Below are 15,971 nucleotides of genomic sequence, written 5' to 3'. Positions count from 1 at the left end.
ATTTGCCTCAGTGTGCCCCCTCTCCCCTGGCTCTGCCGGGGGAGAGGGTTGGGGTGAGGGGGCGCAAGAGGCGATGCGAAGCGAGCCTTCTAAGCCAGTCGTGCCAAAAACATCCGGCACGCCTCATCGATCATCGTCGTCTGCACAGCCAGCTCAGGCGCCGGTTGCCAGCCGATCACCGATTGCCAATAAGCGCAGGATTTAAGCAAGCCGGTAAACATATCGGCGGCGAGCGTGGGGGCGATATCGCCGAGTTGTCCTGCCTGGTGCGCCTCGGCAAACCAACGATAAAGGCCCAGCTCCTTTTCGTGAAAGCGCGTCATCAGTCGCATGCTTTGCTCGCGCGAACGCATGGCCTCGATCATCAGGACGCGGCTGAGGCGGGTGTACTCCTCGTCGCAGATCAGCTGCATTTCTTTCTGCGCGATCTCGCGCAACTGTTCCCCGAAGGGGCGACCGGGGTCGAAACGCATGCGGCCTAAAGGCTCGACGCGCGCGACCATCAGGTCCATCACTTCGCTGAAAACCGCGTCGATCGACGGGAAATACTTGTAGAGCGTGCGCTTGGACACGGCGGCCCGGTTGGCGATCGCTTCCATGCTCGCGCCGGCAAGCCCCTGGATCATCAGCTCTTCGATACCCGCGTCGAGCAAGGCTTGGCGTTTGTTGGCGCTGCGATTCAAGGTGGCTCCGGCTAAGCGTGGCTGAACAAAAGTATACGGGGTAGTTTACTTCTTGCGCGCCCAGGCATAAAGTAAACGCTACCGTTTACATTTCCGAGATGATCATGAGCATGGTATGGGTCGTGTTGCTGGTAGCCGCAGGATTCGTGGGCATGGCATGGCGCAGCCGCGTCGGCCGGGCACGCGATCAGGACCGCTATGCCGGTACGCAGCGCTGGCGTGACGGGCGTTTCCGCAATGTCGCGGCGACAAGAAAGGGCAACATTACCGACGTAGCGAAGCTGTACTGGCTCGCCCGCGGCATCCGTCGTACGCCGCGTGAGGCCTTGCCAGTCGCTCAGGTGCGCCGCGAGGTGCTGGACGGTCCGACCTCACAAGCACTGCGCGTGACCTGGCTTGGCCATTCCACTGCCTTGATCGAGCTGGATGGCCTGCGGTTGCTGACCGACCCGGTATTGAGCGATCGCGCCTCGCCGTTTTCATTTGCCGGTCCCAAGCGCTTTACCCCGCCAGCGCTGAGTGTCGAGCAGTTGCCGCCGCTCGATGCGGTCGTGCTCTCGCACGATCACTTCGATCACCTCGACCACGCCACCATCCTGGCCCTGGCCGAACGCGTGCCGCGTTTCTATGCACCGCTTGGTGTCGGTCAACGGCTGCAGCGCTGGGGTATCGATGCGGCCAAGATCGTCGAGCTCGACTGGTGGCAGGAAACGCAACTCGGGCCGCTGACCTTGGCGGCGACGCCTGCACAGCACTTTTCTGGGCGCGGTCTTAGCGACGGCAACAGCACGCTATGGGCGTCGTGGGTGGTGCTCGGCAGTCGGGAGCGCCTGTTCTTCAGCGGCGACACCGGCATGCATAAAGGCTTTGCCGAGATCGGCGAACGCTATGGGCCGTTCGATCTGACCATGATCGAGTGCGGTGCCTACAACGAAGCTTGGCCGGACGTGCACATGCTGCCGGAGCAATCGGTAGCGGCACACCAGATGGTGCGCGGCATGACGATGATGCCGGTGCATTGGGGTACCTTCGATCTGGCGCTGCACCGTTGGGACGAGCCGGCGGAGCGTGCGCGCGCGTTGGCGGCAGAGCAGGGCGTTCGGCTGGTGCAGCCACGCCCCGGCGAAACCGTGTCGCCCGATTCGCCCTTGCTGGCGCCGTGGTGGCGTTCGTTCGAGAAAGAATCGATGCCGCAGCGGTCGATCAAGACGTCGGAGAGTGCGACGTGAGCTGGACGGCCCAGAACATGCCCTCGCAGCAGGGCAAGCTTGCTATCGTCACCGGCGCCACGGGTGGCCTTGGCTACGAGACCGCGCTGGCATTGGCGCAGCACGGAGCCGAAGTGATTCTTGCCGCGCGCAATGCGGATAAGGGACGCGATGCGTTGGCATCGATACGCGCGGCCGTGCCAAATGCAAACGTGCATTTTGCGCGCGTGGATCTGGCGAGCCTGGCCTCAGTCGCCGACTTTTCCGCAAGCTTGCTGGAGCAAGGCCGCCCCATCGACTTGCTGGTGAACAATGCTGGCGTGATGGCTTTGCCCAAGCGGGAGGAGACTATCGATGGTTTCGAAATGCAGCTAGGTGTGAATTACCTCAGCCATTACGCGTTGACCGGGCGCCTGCTGCCGCTGTTGCGCAAGGCTCCCGCGCCGCGCGTAGTCAACCTCAGCAGCCTGATGCATCGCAGCGGAAAGATTTACCTCGATGATTTGCAGTTGCAGCGCGGTTATACACCCACCAGGGCGTATGGCCAGTCGAAGCTGGCGATGTTGATGTTCGCGCTCGAGCTGCAGCGGCGCAGCGATGCGCAGGGCTGGCGCTTGTTGAGCAATGCGGCGCACCCGGGCTATGCGCGTACCGAGCTGATCCCCAATGGCCCCGGTACCGATTCGTTCCTGTCGCGCTTCAGCATGCTTTTACAGCCGTTCATGAGTCAGTCCGCGGCAGACGGCGCGTGGCCGACATTGCAGGCGGCTACGGCACCCGATGCGAAGCCGGCCGGTTATTACGGCCCCGATGGCTGGTTCGAGATGCGCGGTACGTCGACCGAGGCAAAGGTATCCGCGCGCGCAAAAGATGCCACGGTCGCCAAACGCCTGTGGGACCTGTCCGCGCAATTGACCGGCGTGTCGTTTTCCTGATTCGAAGCTAGGAGAGTTTTCCATGTCACAAGTCTGGTTCATTACCGGCAGCTCACGCGGCCTGGGTCGCGCGCTCGCCGAAGCCGTATTGGAGAGTGGCGCACGTCTGGTTGCCACGGCACGCAAGCCTGAACAATTGAGCGATCTGCAGCAGCGTTATCCCGAACAGATGCGAACGCTGTCGCTCGATGTCACCGACGCGGAAGCGGCACGTCGGGCCATCGCCAGCGCGGTGGAGGCGTTCGGCCGTATCGACGTGCTTGTCAACAATGCGGGCTACGGCAATATGGGGTCGATCGAGGACACGCCCGAAGATGATTTTCGCGCGCAGATAGAAACCAATCTGTTTGGCGTGGTCAATGTCACGCGTGCGGCACTGCCGCAATTGCGCAAGCAGCGCTCGGGTCATGTCCTGCAGATATCCTCGATCGGTGGCCGTATCGGTTCGCCAGGTATTGGTGCCTACCAGACCGCAAAGTGGGGCGTGGAAGGGTTCTCCGAGGTGCTGGCCAAGGAGGTCGGCCCGCTGGGTATCAAGGTGACGATCATCGAGCCGGGCGGCTTTCGTACCGATTGGGCGGGTGACTCGATGCGGGTCTTCGAGAACCATCCCGATTACACGAGCGTCAATGAACTCACGCGTTTCGTGCGCGACTCCAGCGGCAAGCAGAAGGGCGATCCCGTGCGTGCCGCGCAGATCATGTTGCAGATCGCCGCGATGGATGCTCCGCCGTTGCGCCTGTTACTTGGAGCCGATGCGGTCAACTATGCCGAGCAGACCGATCTGGCTCGTATGGCCTCCGATCGTCAATGGCGTGAGCTGAGCGTTTCGGCGGACTATCCCTCGGCATAGCCCAAAGCCGTTGCCCAGGCTGGCGAATGCCCGCGAGAATGGCGGGCATTCGCTGCCGTGGGCTTGAACGCGGGCAATTCGGCCGCATGCCTGGGCGGTGCAAGCCACGATGGGACCCCCAGGAATGCCGCCAGTTACCGGATCGTCAGATCATTCATCGGTCGCGCCACCGATCGTTTCCGTCTCCAAGCTCAGCAAGACCTACGCCAGCGGGTTCCAGGCGCTCAAGCAGATCGACCTGGACATTCGGCGCGGGGAGATTTTTGCCTTGCTCGGACCCAACGGCGCCGGCAAGACGACGCTGATCAGCATTATCTGCGGCATCGTCAACGCCAGCAGCGGGCAGGTGCTGGCCGACGGCCACGATATCGCTCGTGAATATCGCGCCGCTCGCAGCAAGATCGGCCTGGTGCCGCAGGAGCTGCATACGGATGCGTTCGAAACCGTGTGGGCGACCGTTCGGTTCAGCCGCGGGTTGTTCGGCAAGGCGCCGAACCCCGCACATCTGGAAAAAGTGCTGCGCGACCTGTCGCTATGGGAAAAGCGCGACAGCAAGATCATGGCGCTTTCCGGAGGCATGAAACGCCGCGTCCTGATCGCCAAGGCGCTGGCGCATGAACCGCAGATTCTGTTTCTGGACGAGCCCACCGCCGGTGTGGACGTCGAGCTGCGTCACGACATGTGGCAGATGGTCCGCCGGTTGCGCGATGCCGGTGTCACGATCATTCTCACCACGCACTACATCGAGGAGGCCGAGGAGATGGCCGACCGCGTGGGCGTGATCAGCAAGGGCGAGCTGATCCTGGTGGAAGACAAGCATGTGTTGATGCGCAAGCTGGGCAAGAAGCAGTTGACCTTGCACCTGCAGACACCGCTGGAAGCTATTCCCGCGACCCTGGGCGACCTGCCGCTGGAGTTGAGCGAGAACGGGCATTCGCTGGTCTACACCTTCGACACGCAAGGCGAGGACACGGGTATCGCACCCTTGCTGCGGCGATTGAGCGAGCAAGGGGTGGATTTCAAGGACCTGCATTCGAGCGAGAGTTCGCTGGAAGATATCTTCGTCAGCCTGGTGAGGTCGCGCGCATGAATGTCTACGGTATTGCGGCGATCTATCGCTTTGAGATGGCGCGCACGTTCCGCACGCTGATGCAGAGCATCGCATCGCCGGTATTGTCCACGTCGTTGTACTTCGTCGTGTTTGGTGCGGCGATCGGTTCGCGCATGGGGCATATCGATGGCGTCAGTTACGGTGCCTACATCATTCCCGGTCTGATCATGCTGTCGCTGTTGAACGAGAGCGTCTCCAATGCCTCATTCGGCATCTACATGCCCAAGTGGGCCGGGACGATCTACGAGCTGCTCTCGGCACCGGTGTCGTATATCGAGGTGATACTGGGCTATGTCGGTGCGGCGGCAACCAAGTCGATGATGTTGGGTTTGCTGATCCTGGTGACCGCGCGTTTGTTCGTGCCTTACGAGATCGCCCATCCGGTGTGGATGGTGGCGTTCTTGCTGCTGACCGCGGTGACCTTCAGCTTGTTCGGTTTCATCATCGGCCTGTGGGCGGACGATTTCCAGAAACTGCAGGTGATCCCGTTGATGGTGATCACGCCGCTTACATTTCTCGGCGGCAGTTTTTACTCGATCAAGATGCTGCCGCCGATCTGGCAGAAGATCACCTTGTTCAATCCGGTGGTGTATCTGATCAACGGCTTCCGCTGGAGTTTCTACGGCGTGTCGGATGTGAACGTGGTGGTGAGCGCGGCGATGACGTTTGCGTTCTTGTTGATCTGCCTTGGCATTGTGTGGTGGATATTCAAGACCGGGTACAAGTTGCGGTCGTGATTTCGCCATAGCCTGAAACCGCAGCCACTGGATCCCGGCCTGCGCCGGGATGACGAATAGGTGGGTGGCGGCACATTAAAGTTAACTTTCCTAAGCCGTCATCCCGGCGTAGGCCGGGATCCAGTGACTTCGGTTCGTGCTTATCGCGGCAACTTAGATCGACGGCACGCAACGCGTAGCCCGCTCCAACAATAACTGCCGCTCCCGCGCATTGGCCGTCATATCGGCTGCACGAACAAACTCCTCGCGCGCTTCGGCATGCCGCCCCAGCTTCTCCAGCAAGTCTCCGCGTACCGTCGGCAGCAGGTGGTACTTGCGCAGCGCCGGTTCGTCGACCAGCTTGTCGACCAGGGCAAGCCCCGTCGCCGGGCCGAAGGCCATGCTCATCGCCACCGCCCGGTTGAGTTCGACCACCGGCGAAGGCGAGACTCGGCCGAGAAGGCCATAAAGCAGGGCAATCCGGCGCCAATCCGTATCTTCGGCGGCAGCGGCGCGTGCATGACACGCGGCGATTGCTGCCTGCAACGCGTACGGCCCGATATCGCCGCCCAACTTGCCGGCATGTTCCAACGACGCCAGGCCACGGCGGATCAATAGCTGGTCCCAGCGGCTACGGTCCTGGTCCATCAACAACACCGGCTCGCCCGAGGGCTTGATGCGGGCGCCGGTGCGCGATGCCTGCAGCTCCATCAGCGCGACCAGGCTGTGCACTTCCGGCTCCCGCGGCATCAGTTGCGCAAGCATGCGGCCCAGCCGCATGGCGTCTTCACACAGGGCCGGACGCATCAAATCATCGCCGGCCGTAGCGGTGTAGCCCTCGTTGAAGATCAGGTAGATCGCTTCCAGTACTGAGTCCAGGCGTTCGTTGAGCTCTGCACCGCGCGGTACTTCGAACGGGATGTTCTTCTCGCTCAGGGTGCGCTTGGCGCGCACGATGCGCTGCGCAATGGTCGGCTCGGGTGTGAGATACGCGCGGGCGATTTCTTCGGTAGTGAGGCCGCCGAGCAGACGCAGGGTGAGGGCGACGCGTGCTTCGGTCGACAGCACCGGATGGCAGGCGACAAAGATCAGCCGCAGCAGGTCGTCGCCGATCGGATCGTCGGCGACCGCTTCGGGCGAGGCGCCGCTCATCTCCATCTGTTCTTCGATTTCGCGGGTGAGCTCGTGCTCTTTGCGCGCATGCAGCGCCTTGCGGCGCAGCATGTCGATGGCGCGCCGCTTGGCGGTGGTCATCAGCCAGGCGCCGGGCTGGTCGGGAACGCCGGTGACCGGCCATTGTTCGAGCGCGGTGACCAGCGCGTCATGGGCCAGTTCCTCGGCCACGCCGACGTCGCGCACCATGCGCGCGAGGCCGGCGATCAGCCGTGGCGATTCGATGCGCCACAGCGCGTCGATACTGCGATGGATATCGGTCGACGTCATGGCCGGGGATCACAGCAGGTCGACACGGGCGGCGCAAGGCCGCCCGATAGGATCGCCAGGGCCACCGGCTCAGTCGTGCGTATCGCAGTTGACCATCCATTCCACACCGTAACGGTCGGCCAGCTGACCGTATCTTTCCGACCAGGAGGTCTTTGCGAGCGGCATCATGATGGCGCGGGCCTGCTCGGAAAGGGCATTGAAGATCTTCTCCGCCTGATCCGGATCCTTGGTATTGATGCAGACGAAAAAGCCCTTGTGGCCTTCCCATGTCTGGGTTGGGTCGCCCGCGTCCGAACCCATCAGCATGGAACCGTCCACGGCCAGGCGGACATGGGCGATTTTCTTGCCGGTGGCTTCGTCCATGCCTGCACACTCGGGCATGTCGGCATAACGAATGATCAACTCCAGCTTGCCGCCCAGGCAGCGCTCGTAGAAACGGAAGGCCTCTTCGCACTGGCCATTGAACATCAGGTAAGCATTCACGATCACGGGTGGTCTCCTCAGTGTTTGGTAGCGAGTTGGGCGCGCAGGCGTTCTTCCTGATCGCGCAGTTCCGGGGTGAATTCGGTGCCAAAATCATCCGCCTCGAAAACGCGGCGGATTTCGATTTCGGGTTCGCCCTCAAGCGGGTTGGGGCAGCGCTTGACCCATTCGATCGCCTCTTCGAGCGATTTGACCTGGATCAGCCAGAAGCCGGCCAGCAATTCCTTGGTCTCGGCAAACGGACCGTCGATCACGGTGCGCTCTTTGCCGGAGAAACGGACCCGCGCCCCCTTGGCGGTGGGCTGCAGGCCTTCGGCTGCAAGCAGCACGCCCGCACGAACCAGCTCCTCGTTGTACCGGCCCATCTCGGCCAGCAGTTCCGCGTTGGGCATGACGCCGGCCTCGGTGTTCTTGTCGGCTTTGATCATCACCATGAATCGCATTGCGGTATCTCCGTCAGTGAGCAGGGAGCGGCCTTTTGCTCGCTCTTATCGGTTTGACGAATGAGATCCGCCCGAATCGACAGCCGCGGGAAAAATTCTTAGTACGCGACCCTCGGGATTTGTGACATGGATGCACTGCAAGTCGCCTCGGGACGAGCGCCAGGCATGCGCTGTCTCGTATAGTGCGGCTTTACCGGCTGGCGGCGCGGAGCCGCCCATGTGATTTCTGGCGCTATGGCGACACGACGCAACGTACCGCAACTCCCCCAAATGGACCTCCTTGGCGGCACTATGCCGGAGGAGGCTCAGATCCACCGTCTGTTCTTTGCGCTCCTGCCCGATGAGGTGGCGCGCCAGCGCTTTGCCCGGGCCGCGGAAACCCTGCGCCGGGACCAGCCGATCCGTGCCCGCTGGGTCGTGCCCGATCGTTATCACGCGACGCTGCACTTTCTTGGCGACTTTCCCTTGTGGCGACAGGACGTGGTGGACGCCGCCAAGGCTGCAGGCGACAAGGTTGGTCCGCGTCGGTTCGAGTGGACGCTGGATTATCTGGCCGGCTTCCGGGGCCGTCAGCCGCCCTGTGTGTTGCGCGGTTCGGAGACGCCGCCGGAGATGCAGGCGCTCTGGCGCGACCTGCGCCAGGCGCTGATCCTGGCCGGGGCCGGCAACCATGTGGGCGTGGGCAGTTTTACGCCGCATGTAACCCTTGGTTACAGCCATGGCACCGTGCCGGACATCGCCCAGATCGAACCGATCCTGTGGCGGGTGGAAGGCTACGCGTTGATCCACAGCATCGTCGGCGAACGCGACTATCGCGTGCTGGGCGAATGGGGCAGCACAGGTCACTCCTGAGGTAATCGTTTTCGGCCTTTCTGGCCTATGGAGAACGAGCAGGCGCAAGCGCACAATCGAACGGCCATCACCCTTTCCGCTACGGAGTCACCCATGCGCTCGTCCACTCTGCTCGTGTTGGCACTATCGCTTGCAGCTGCCCCACTGTGCGCACAAACCGCACCGTCCGCGGTGACAGCTCCCGCGTCGATTACCGATGCGGTCAACGATCCGGCGCGCCAGGCCGACAAGGCTGACGATGCACGCCGCAAAGTGGCCGATGTCATGGCATTTGCCGACGTCAAACCAGGTCAGAAGGTGATGGAGCTGATTCCCGGCAAGGGCTATTTCACGCGCGTGTTCAGCGCGGCCGTCGGCGCGCAGGGACATGTCTTCCTGGTCTGGCCGGACGAGTACGCCAAGGAAGATACCGAGGGTGTGACCGCCTCGCGAGCGCTGCTGGCCGACGCGCATTACAAGAACGTCAGCGTGCTCAACCAGCCCGCCGCGCAGCTCAGCAGTCCCGAGCCGGTCGATCTGGTGTTCACGGCGCAGAACTATCACGACTATCCCGATGCGTTCATGGGCAAGGTCGACATGGCCAAGTTCAACAAGCAGGTGTTTGCCGCGCTCAAGCCCGGCGGCCTGTTTGTGATCATCGATCACGTCGCACCGGCCGGTACCGGCATGCAGGACACCGATACCTTGCATCGCATCGATCCGGCGATCGTGAAGAAGCAGGTCGAAGCAGCCGGTTTTGTGTTCGACGGTGAAAGCAGTGTGCTGCGCAACCCGGCCGACGACCATACGCTGAAGGTGTTCGACAAAACCATACGCGGTCATACCGATCAGTTTATTTATCGGTTCCGCAAGCCGCGCACGTGAGTTGCGCATGATGCATGAGCGGTCGCCGGCACGGTTTGGCGACCGCCCTCTCGGCGCCTATGCTAAGCGCCATGCCCTTGACGTCATTCGATAACGACCCGCCACCGAAGCCACCGGTCGAGCCTGACGCCGGCGATTGCTGTGGCGAGGGCTGTGTGCCCTGCATCTTCGACATCTATGAGACCGCATTGCAGCGCTATCGCGACGAACTCGCGCAATGGCAGCTGCGACACCCGGATGCTGCCGACGATTCGCCCGCGCAAGGGGCTGGCAATCGGTGAAGCGGTCCCCATGTTGGGGTCTTCACGATCGAGGACGCAGCATGATCCCGTTTTCCGTACTTGATTTGGCGCCGATTACCGAAGGCAGCCATGCCACCGAGGCATTTGCGCGCAGCCTCGACCTGGCGCGACGCGCCGAGCGGCTCGGTTATCAGCGTTACTGGCTGGCCGAGCATCACAATATGCCGGGCATCGCCAGCGCGGCGACGTCGGTGTTGATCGGTTATGTCGCTGGAGGTACCTCCAGCATTCGCGTTGGCGCCGGCGGCATCATGCTGCCCAATCATTCGCCGCTGCAGGTGGCCGAACAATTCGGCACGCTGGCGTCGCTCTACCCCGGGCGCATCGACCTTGGCCTGGGGCGTGCGCCGGGCACCGACCATGCGACCGCACGGGCGCTGCGCCGCTATTTCGATAGCGCCGATGCGTTCCCGCAGGATGTCAACGAACTCCTGGCGTACTTCGAGCCGGCGACGCCGGGTCAGCCGGTACGTGCCGTTCCGGGTGCCGGCGTCGACGTACCGGTGTGGCTGCTGGGTTCGAGCCTGTTCAGCGCCAAGCTTTCGGCCGCCCTCGGGCTGCCATTTGCCTTCGCCTCGCATTTCGCACCCGATGCCATGGACGAAGCCCTGGAGCTCTATCGCCGTTATTTCCGCCCCTCCGCACGGCTGGCGAAACCGTATGCGATGCTCGGCATCAACGTGGTCGCGGCCGGCAGCAATAGCGAGGCGCGCCGTCTGTTCACCACGCAGCAGCAAAGTTTCATCAACCTGCGGCGCGGTCAGCCGGGTCTGATTCCGCCGCCGATCGACGATATCGAGTCGTATTGGACGCCAACGGAGAAATATGGCGTCGAACATGCGCTTGCCTGTGCCGTGGTAGGTGACGAGTCGACCGTACGCGAGGGCCTGTCGGCCTTCATTTCACGGCATCAGCCCGATGAGCTGATGATCACCACCAACGTGTTCGATCATGCGGCAAGGTGCCGCTCTTATGAAATCGCAGCCGGTGTGCGTGACGCATTGGCGGCCTGACGGGCGCTTTACGTGAGTATGGAAAGCCGGGTTTGGCAAGTCGAATGTTGATGTTTATCACACCCAGGATGGGTACCCGGTAACACCTGCGAAGGCAGGAATCACAATTTCGAAGACTTCCTATAGCTGAAAGCAAAGTTTCGGCATCTCATGTGCCTGGTCCAGGTAACGAGATGACGGCTGTGGGCAGGATGGTTTACGCCATGGATGCGTTTCTGTGTGACGAATACAGCAGGAAGCCATGCTCGATTCGCATCTCGGATGCACATGTCTCCGAATGCGGTCACTTCTATTGCAACGTATCGTTTGCACCATTGCTTTGCGAAGACGAACGCATTTTTGCAGACAGCAACGAAAAAGCCATTTTGCTGGCTTTTAAGTTTCTACGACTGATTGCCCTGGGTCTGCACGTCGAAGACAAGGACGGCAACGCCGTCGTGATTTAGCTTTATACGTAGGTCGGTTCGACCGTAACGAAGTGGCGCTGAAGGTCCTGCCGGCAGCGGGCCAGCTGTAAGGGCGTGAATCGTCCCGCACCCTCGGCTTCGATGGCGATCTGCGGATCGATGGCCTGGTGTTCGCCCATCAGTTCCACCATCGCGGCAAGATTGGCGGCGTGCAGAACCTGGCTCATCGGCAGCGTGGCGACGCCGCGTTCACCCAGGGCTTCCAATACGTTGGCAGGCAGCTCCCAGTAGCGTGCCGCCTGCAGGGTCAGTTCGGCGGCGATGCGTGCCGCATTGGCAATGAATTGCGGTGTGTAGACGGTAAGCGAGCCGCTTAATTCCTTGTCCAGTGCGCGCGCTACGGCGCCGATGCCGGTATTGCTTACCAGTCCGGCCAGATGCGCCTCGAACGGGTCGCACAGGCCTTTGCTCAGATAAACCGCGGCGTGCGCGCAGCGCTCGGCGTGATCCCACAACCGTTGCCCCGCTACCTGGCCGAACATGCCGGCGCTGGCCAGCAGGATCGGCTTCATCACGTGCATCGATACTACTTGGCGCAGGCCGATCTGGCCCAGCAGCACCACCGCATGTTGCAGGCTCGTGATCGGTTGCACCGCGCGGTACGCCACGCTGCCGATGACACGCATGATCTCGCCGACCAGCACCGGGTCGCGCCCGATCAGCTCTGCCAGTTTTGCGCCGTTGACGTCGTCGTTCTTCAGGGCCCGCAGCAACTGCGGCAGCACCGTGGGCATGCGCGGCAGAGTGCGTACGTCATAGCGGTCGCCCCCGCAGATATCGTCCAGGCGCTGCAGCGCCTGCAGTTCCTGATCGCAGGGAGCGATGTCTTCGGACGCGGGCAAGCTGAAAACGAAACGGAAGAAGCGGTCCTCGACGTAAGCGGCGGAGACGGCCTCGATCGGTGCTTCGGTTGAGGTCCTGGGCTCGGAACGCGGCGTGGAGGCGGCAAGCGACACCGTTTGTGCGAGGCGCACGCTTGGTGCGACCGCCGGTCTACCCCCAAATAGCCTCGCCCAAAAACCCATCGCCCGCCCCCTTGTCGTTGCTTCTAAGATCGGCAGGCTGCAACAAAAATGTAGGCTGGTTCACACTCCCGATTTGCTGCGTCGCAGCCAGCGGGCGGCACCCTGGCCGGCGAGGCGGCCACTGGCCATGCAGGCGGTCAGCAGGTACCCGCCCGTCGGTGCTTCCCAGTCGAGCATTTCGCCGGCACAGAAAACCCCTGGCAGGCGCTGGGTCATCAGGTGGGCGTCCACGGCTTCAAGTCGAACGCCGCCGCCGCTGCTGATGGTTTCGGCCAAGGGGCGCGCGCGCTTGAGCGTTAACGGCAGGCGTTTTATCGCCTGGGCCAGTTGAGCTGGATCGTTTAAGCCATGCTGATCCAGAACTTCGTGGAGCAGGGCGCTCTTGACCCCGCCGATGCCGGCGTGGCGACGCAGATGCTCGCTCAGGCTTCGCCTGCCACGCGGCTTGGCCAGGTCCTGATGCAGACGCTCCAGCGGTCGATCCGGCGCCAGATCCAGCCAAAGCATGGTTTGGCCGTCACGCGCGATGGCGTCGCGCAAGGTAGCCGATAGCGCGTAGATAAGGCTGCCTTCGATGCCGGTGGCAGTCACCACGCATTCGCCCTGGCGCGCGTGCTCGCTACCTTGCGCATCGTGCCAATGGGCGACCACGGGTTTCAGCGGTGCACCAGCATGGCGCGTGGCGAGGAAATCGCTCCAGCCGATATCGAAGCCGCAGTTGGACGGCTTGAGCGGATCGATGTCGACCCCGCGCTCGGCCAGCCAGGGCTGCCACGCGCCATCGGACCCGAGCTGCGGCCAGCTACCGCCGCCCAACGCAAGCACCACCGCGTCGGCATCGATAGCCTGCTCGCCCATGGGCGTGGCAAAACGCAGGACGCCTGCATCGTTCCAGCCCAGCCAGCGATGCTGCACATGAAAGCGCACGCCTTGCTCGCGCAATCGATGCACCCAGCTGCGAAGCAGTGGCGCGGCTTTCATGTCGCTGGGGAAGACGCGCCCGGAACTGCCAACAAAGGTGTCGATGCCGAGCGTGGCTGCCCATGCGCGCAATGCATCGGCGTCGAAGCTATCCAGCCAGTGACCGACTTCGTTGGCGCGTGCGCCGTAACGTTGGACGAAATCCACCGCCGGCTCGCTATGGGTGAGGTTCATGCCACCCTTGCCGGCGAGCAGAAATTTGCGTCCGACCGAGCCTTTGCCCTCGTAGAGGTCGACCGCGATACCCGCCGCGCACGCGACTTCAGCCGCCATCAGGCCGGCAGGGCCGCCACCGATCACGGCAAGCTTGGGAGGCGATGAGGACATGGCGCGAGCGACTACCGGCGAGACAATCGGTGAAGTATCGCCGTTGTCGTCTTGCGATGCGAGGCGCCGCAAACAACCTCAGTGTCCATCGTCGCCCCGGCGAAGGCCGGGGCCCAGCGTCTTTCGTACGTTGAAGCGTAAGGCGCTAGACCCCGGCGTGCGCCGGGGTGACGGGTAGGTGGGTTCAGTGCTCGTTGACTTGCAAATTGCGCATCAGCAGATCCAGCTTGCCCTTCATCGCATCCTGCGGGCGCGAGCCTTCGGCACCGTAGGAGGCGGTGTAGAGCACGGAGGGCTTGGCCTCGATGGCGGTCTTCTCAGGCGCACCACCGACCATGCTGATAAAGGTCATATCGTCTTCGTTGTATGCCGAGCCGTCATCCGGATGATCGCGATGCAGCACCTTTTTCCAGTAGCTCTGGAAGCTGTTGTCCAGATCTTCGGATGGTGCGATATGGCGATTAACGCGGACCAGCTCGTCGTTCTCGATATTGGCCTTGACCATCACGTCGGAGACGTCCCAGACCACCCGCTCGCCGTCCTTGAAGTAGGAAAAGCCGAGTACCAGCTGGCTGTCCTGATCGATTTTCTGCAGGTCCGGCGTGTAATTGAAGCTGACGCGCTTGGAGTGATATTTGAAGTTGTGCGCATAGTCGAAATCGATGTCGATATTCTTCAGCGCCGCCGGCAGCCAGGTCTTCTGCTGCAGATAATCCTTCCACTGCGCCAGCGTGCCGCTATAGGACACATCGAAGAAGTTGGTGAGCGCGCGCAGGTCCAGGATATCGTCGTAGCTATGGCCCGGATGCGTCGAACGCATCATCATCACGTAGCCGTCAGGTACCGGCAGCGCAAAGGTGATCAGGATGCTGTCTTCATACGCCACCGGCCAGATCCGCACTTGCCACTGACGCTGATAGGCATCGGTGAAGGTCGAATCCTCGCTCGGCTTGCCTAGCGAAGTGATCTTGATCTTGTCCGAGCCGACTGCGCGCTGCATCGGCAGGCCTTTGAGGAGCAGATCCATCATCAGCTTCGGATCGCCGTAGAGCTGCTTTGCGCTGACGTTGTCCGGCTTGCGCAGATGGATCAGCGCTTCGTGCCCGGCCACGCCGGTGGTGATGAAGCCATTGTTGCCCAGGGTTTCCTTATGGATATTGCGTCGCGCGAACGACCACACGCCGTTCTCGCCACGCACGATCAGCGTGGGGAACGGGTCCATGTTCGAGCTGCTGTGCAAGAGCTGATTCGAGCCGCTGCCAATCGGGAACAGGTTGTCGTGATTTTCCTTGAGCAGATCGGCCAGTTGCTTGTCGATCGACGCATTGAACTGCGTCTGATACGCCGTGGTGAAATCCTGGAAGGATTTGGGCAGCGCAAATTGCGTCTTGAAGTTCGACGTCTTGGTGCTGTCGAGCACGTCGAGCTGATAGGTCACGCGCGTGTCGACTTCGGCCAGATTGTCCGGCGCCTTCAGGATGTGGTCGATCGGCAACGCGTAGTTGAGATTTTCACCGGGCGACTTCATCAGCACGATACCGATGATCTTGCCGTTCTTGTCCAGCAGCGGGCCACCGCTGTTGCCGGGCGACGCGGCCGCGGAGAAGCGCATCCACTTCCAGCGCCCGTCCTGTTCCTCGGGCGTGTTGGAGGTGTAGAGGCCGTCGCGGATCACCACGCCCGTGCCCAGCGCGTTGCCCACCGCATACACCACGTCGTTCATATCGGGCGAGGTGTTGGTATCGAGCGCCGATGTGTTGGGCGCATCCTTGAGCGTGAACACCACGAAGTCCTGCTCACGCGAAAACTTGACGATCTTGTCGATCGCATAAACCTTGCCGCTGGCATCGCGCAGCGCGGGAACGCCCATCAGGCTGCCCATACCGACATCAAGCACATGCGCGGCCGTGGCATAGCGATGATCGCCCAGGGCGAACGCCGTGCCGATCGAGAAATACTTGTCGTTGCGAAACTGGAATGGCAATTGATCCAGCGGCAGCGGCTTTTCGTAGCTCAGCGGATCGTTGACGGGCTTGGGAATCACCACCTCGAACGTGGCGGCCTGCACCTTGGGCAGCACCGCAGGGTCCAATGTGGCCGCGTGCGCATTCATGCCCAGCGCGATAGCGATACCGATCCATGGCGCTATCCGGCGCGCCAACCCTTTGCCTGCCTGCCTCATCGTTCCTTGTCCCCTAAGTCGTATCGAGCGGTAACGCCCCGCCCTGGCGCTGAGTGTATCCAAGCCACAGCGAGGCGGGGATA

The 15,971-nt window shown here is 62.2% G+C and carries 17 protein-coding genes; 10 read left to right on the top strand and 7 right to left on the bottom strand.

What is annotated here, in order from left to right:
* Positions 1-89: 89 nt before the first annotated feature.
* Positions 90-683, bottom strand: coding sequence for a TetR/AcrR family transcriptional regulator (locus tag ACZ6WW_RS17375; RefSeq protein WP_465275297.1), 594 nt, complete (start codon positions 681-683; stop codon positions 90-92).
* 104 nt (positions 684-787) lie between these two features.
* Here ACZ6WW_RS17375 and ACZ6WW_RS17370 point away from each other — a divergent pair, with 104 nt between their 5' ends.
* The 5 genes from ACZ6WW_RS17370 (at position 788) to ACZ6WW_RS17350 (ending at position 5,527) form a co-directional block, all read left to right on the top strand.
* Positions 788-1,912, top strand: a complete 1,125-nt coding sequence (locus ACZ6WW_RS17370; protein ID WP_465275296.1) for an MBL fold metallo-hydrolase — start codon at positions 788-790, stop codon at positions 1,910-1,912.
* A complete protein-coding gene (locus ACZ6WW_RS17365) occupies positions 1,909-2,826 on the top strand; it encodes an oxidoreductase (RefSeq protein ID WP_465275295.1) in 918 nt (305 codons plus the stop codon). Before ACZ6WW_RS17370 ends, ACZ6WW_RS17365 begins: the two co-directional genes overlap by 4 nt.
* Before the next feature lie 22 nt (positions 2,827-2,848).
* Positions 2,849-3,679: an oxidoreductase gene (locus ACZ6WW_RS17360; protein ID WP_465275294.1), complete on the top strand. Its 831-nt coding sequence runs from the start codon at positions 2,849-2,851 to the stop codon at positions 3,677-3,679.
* Positions 3,680-3,803: 124 nt separating this feature from the next.
* Positions 3,804-4,769, top strand: a complete 966-nt coding sequence (locus ACZ6WW_RS17355) for an ABC transporter ATP-binding protein (protein ID WP_281849493.1) — start codon at positions 3,804-3,806, stop codon at positions 4,767-4,769.
* A complete protein-coding gene (locus ACZ6WW_RS17350) occupies positions 4,766-5,527 on the top strand; it encodes an ABC transporter permease (protein ID WP_465275293.1) in 762 nt (253 codons plus the stop codon). The genes ACZ6WW_RS17355 and ACZ6WW_RS17350 overlap by 4 nt, the downstream gene beginning before the upstream one ends.
* A 153-nt stretch (positions 5,528-5,680) precedes the next feature.
* Here ACZ6WW_RS17350 and ACZ6WW_RS17345 read toward each other — a convergent pair whose 3' ends face one another.
* The 3 genes from ACZ6WW_RS17345 to ACZ6WW_RS17335 form a co-directional block, all read right to left on the bottom strand.
* Positions 5,681-6,949: an RNA polymerase sigma factor gene (locus ACZ6WW_RS17345; protein ID WP_465275292.1), complete on the bottom strand. Its 1,269-nt coding sequence runs from the start codon at positions 6,947-6,949 to the stop codon at positions 5,681-5,683.
* A gap of 69 nt (positions 6,950-7,018) precedes the next feature.
* Positions 7,019-7,438, bottom strand: coding sequence for a VOC family protein (locus tag ACZ6WW_RS17340; RefSeq protein ID WP_465275291.1), 420 nt, complete (start codon positions 7,436-7,438; stop codon positions 7,019-7,021).
* Between the two features lie 11 nt (positions 7,439-7,449).
* On the bottom strand, positions 7,450-7,875 hold the full coding sequence (locus tag ACZ6WW_RS17335) for a YciI family protein (protein WP_465275290.1): 426 nt from the start codon (positions 7,873-7,875) through the stop codon (positions 7,450-7,452).
* Positions 7,876-8,166: 291 nt separating this feature from the next.
* Between ACZ6WW_RS17335 and ACZ6WW_RS17330 the strand changes: the two genes are divergently transcribed.
* The 5 genes from ACZ6WW_RS17330 (at position 8,167) to ACZ6WW_RS17310 (ending at position 11,352) form a co-directional block, all read left to right on the top strand.
* Complete coding sequence (locus ACZ6WW_RS17330; protein ID WP_465275289.1) at positions 8,167-8,727, top strand: 2'-5' RNA ligase family protein; 561 nt, start codon at positions 8,167-8,169, stop codon at positions 8,725-8,727.
* 93 nt (positions 8,728-8,820) lie between these two features.
* Positions 8,821-9,591, top strand: coding sequence for a class I SAM-dependent methyltransferase (locus ACZ6WW_RS17325; protein WP_465275288.1), 771 nt, complete (start codon positions 8,821-8,823; stop codon positions 9,589-9,591).
* A 71-nt stretch (positions 9,592-9,662) separates the two neighbouring features.
* Positions 9,663-9,872, top strand: coding sequence for an oxidoreductase-like domain-containing protein (locus ACZ6WW_RS17320; RefSeq protein ID WP_281849486.1), 210 nt, complete (start codon positions 9,663-9,665; stop codon positions 9,870-9,872).
* 41 nt (positions 9,873-9,913) lie between these two features.
* Positions 9,914-10,906: an LLM class flavin-dependent oxidoreductase gene (locus ACZ6WW_RS17315; protein ID WP_465275287.1), complete on the top strand. Its 993-nt coding sequence runs from the start codon at positions 9,914-9,916 to the stop codon at positions 10,904-10,906.
* A gap of 203 nt (positions 10,907-11,109) precedes the next feature.
* Entirely contained in the window at positions 11,110-11,352 is a 243-nt protein-coding gene (locus tag ACZ6WW_RS17310) for a hypothetical protein (RefSeq protein ID WP_465275286.1), read from the top strand.
* A 2-nt stretch (positions 11,353-11,354) separates the two neighbouring features.
* Here the strand turns inward: ACZ6WW_RS17310 and ACZ6WW_RS17305 are convergent, their stop codons facing one another.
* The 3 genes from ACZ6WW_RS17305 to ACZ6WW_RS17295 form a co-directional block, all read right to left on the bottom strand.
* The gene (locus ACZ6WW_RS17305; protein ID WP_465275285.1) at positions 11,355-12,347 is read right to left on the bottom strand and encodes an HDOD domain-containing protein; all 993 of its coding nucleotides are present in this window, start codon (positions 12,345-12,347) and stop codon (positions 11,355-11,357) included.
* Positions 12,348-12,458: 111 nt separating this feature from the next.
* Complete coding sequence (locus tag ACZ6WW_RS17300; protein ID WP_465275284.1) at positions 12,459-13,706, bottom strand: TIGR03862 family flavoprotein; 1,248 nt, start codon at positions 13,704-13,706, stop codon at positions 12,459-12,461.
* Positions 13,707-13,890: 184 nt separating this feature from the next.
* A complete protein-coding gene (locus ACZ6WW_RS17295; RefSeq protein WP_465275283.1) occupies positions 13,891-15,888 on the bottom strand; it encodes a S1 family peptidase in 1,998 nt (665 codons plus the stop codon).
* Positions 15,889-15,971: the final 83 nt, after the last annotated feature.

The sequence above is a fragment of the Dyella sp. NPDC103356 genome, assembly GCF_055584465.1.
The sequence above is the reverse complement of the archived record's forward strand: the minus strand, read 5'-3'. Positions and strand labels throughout refer to the sequence as shown.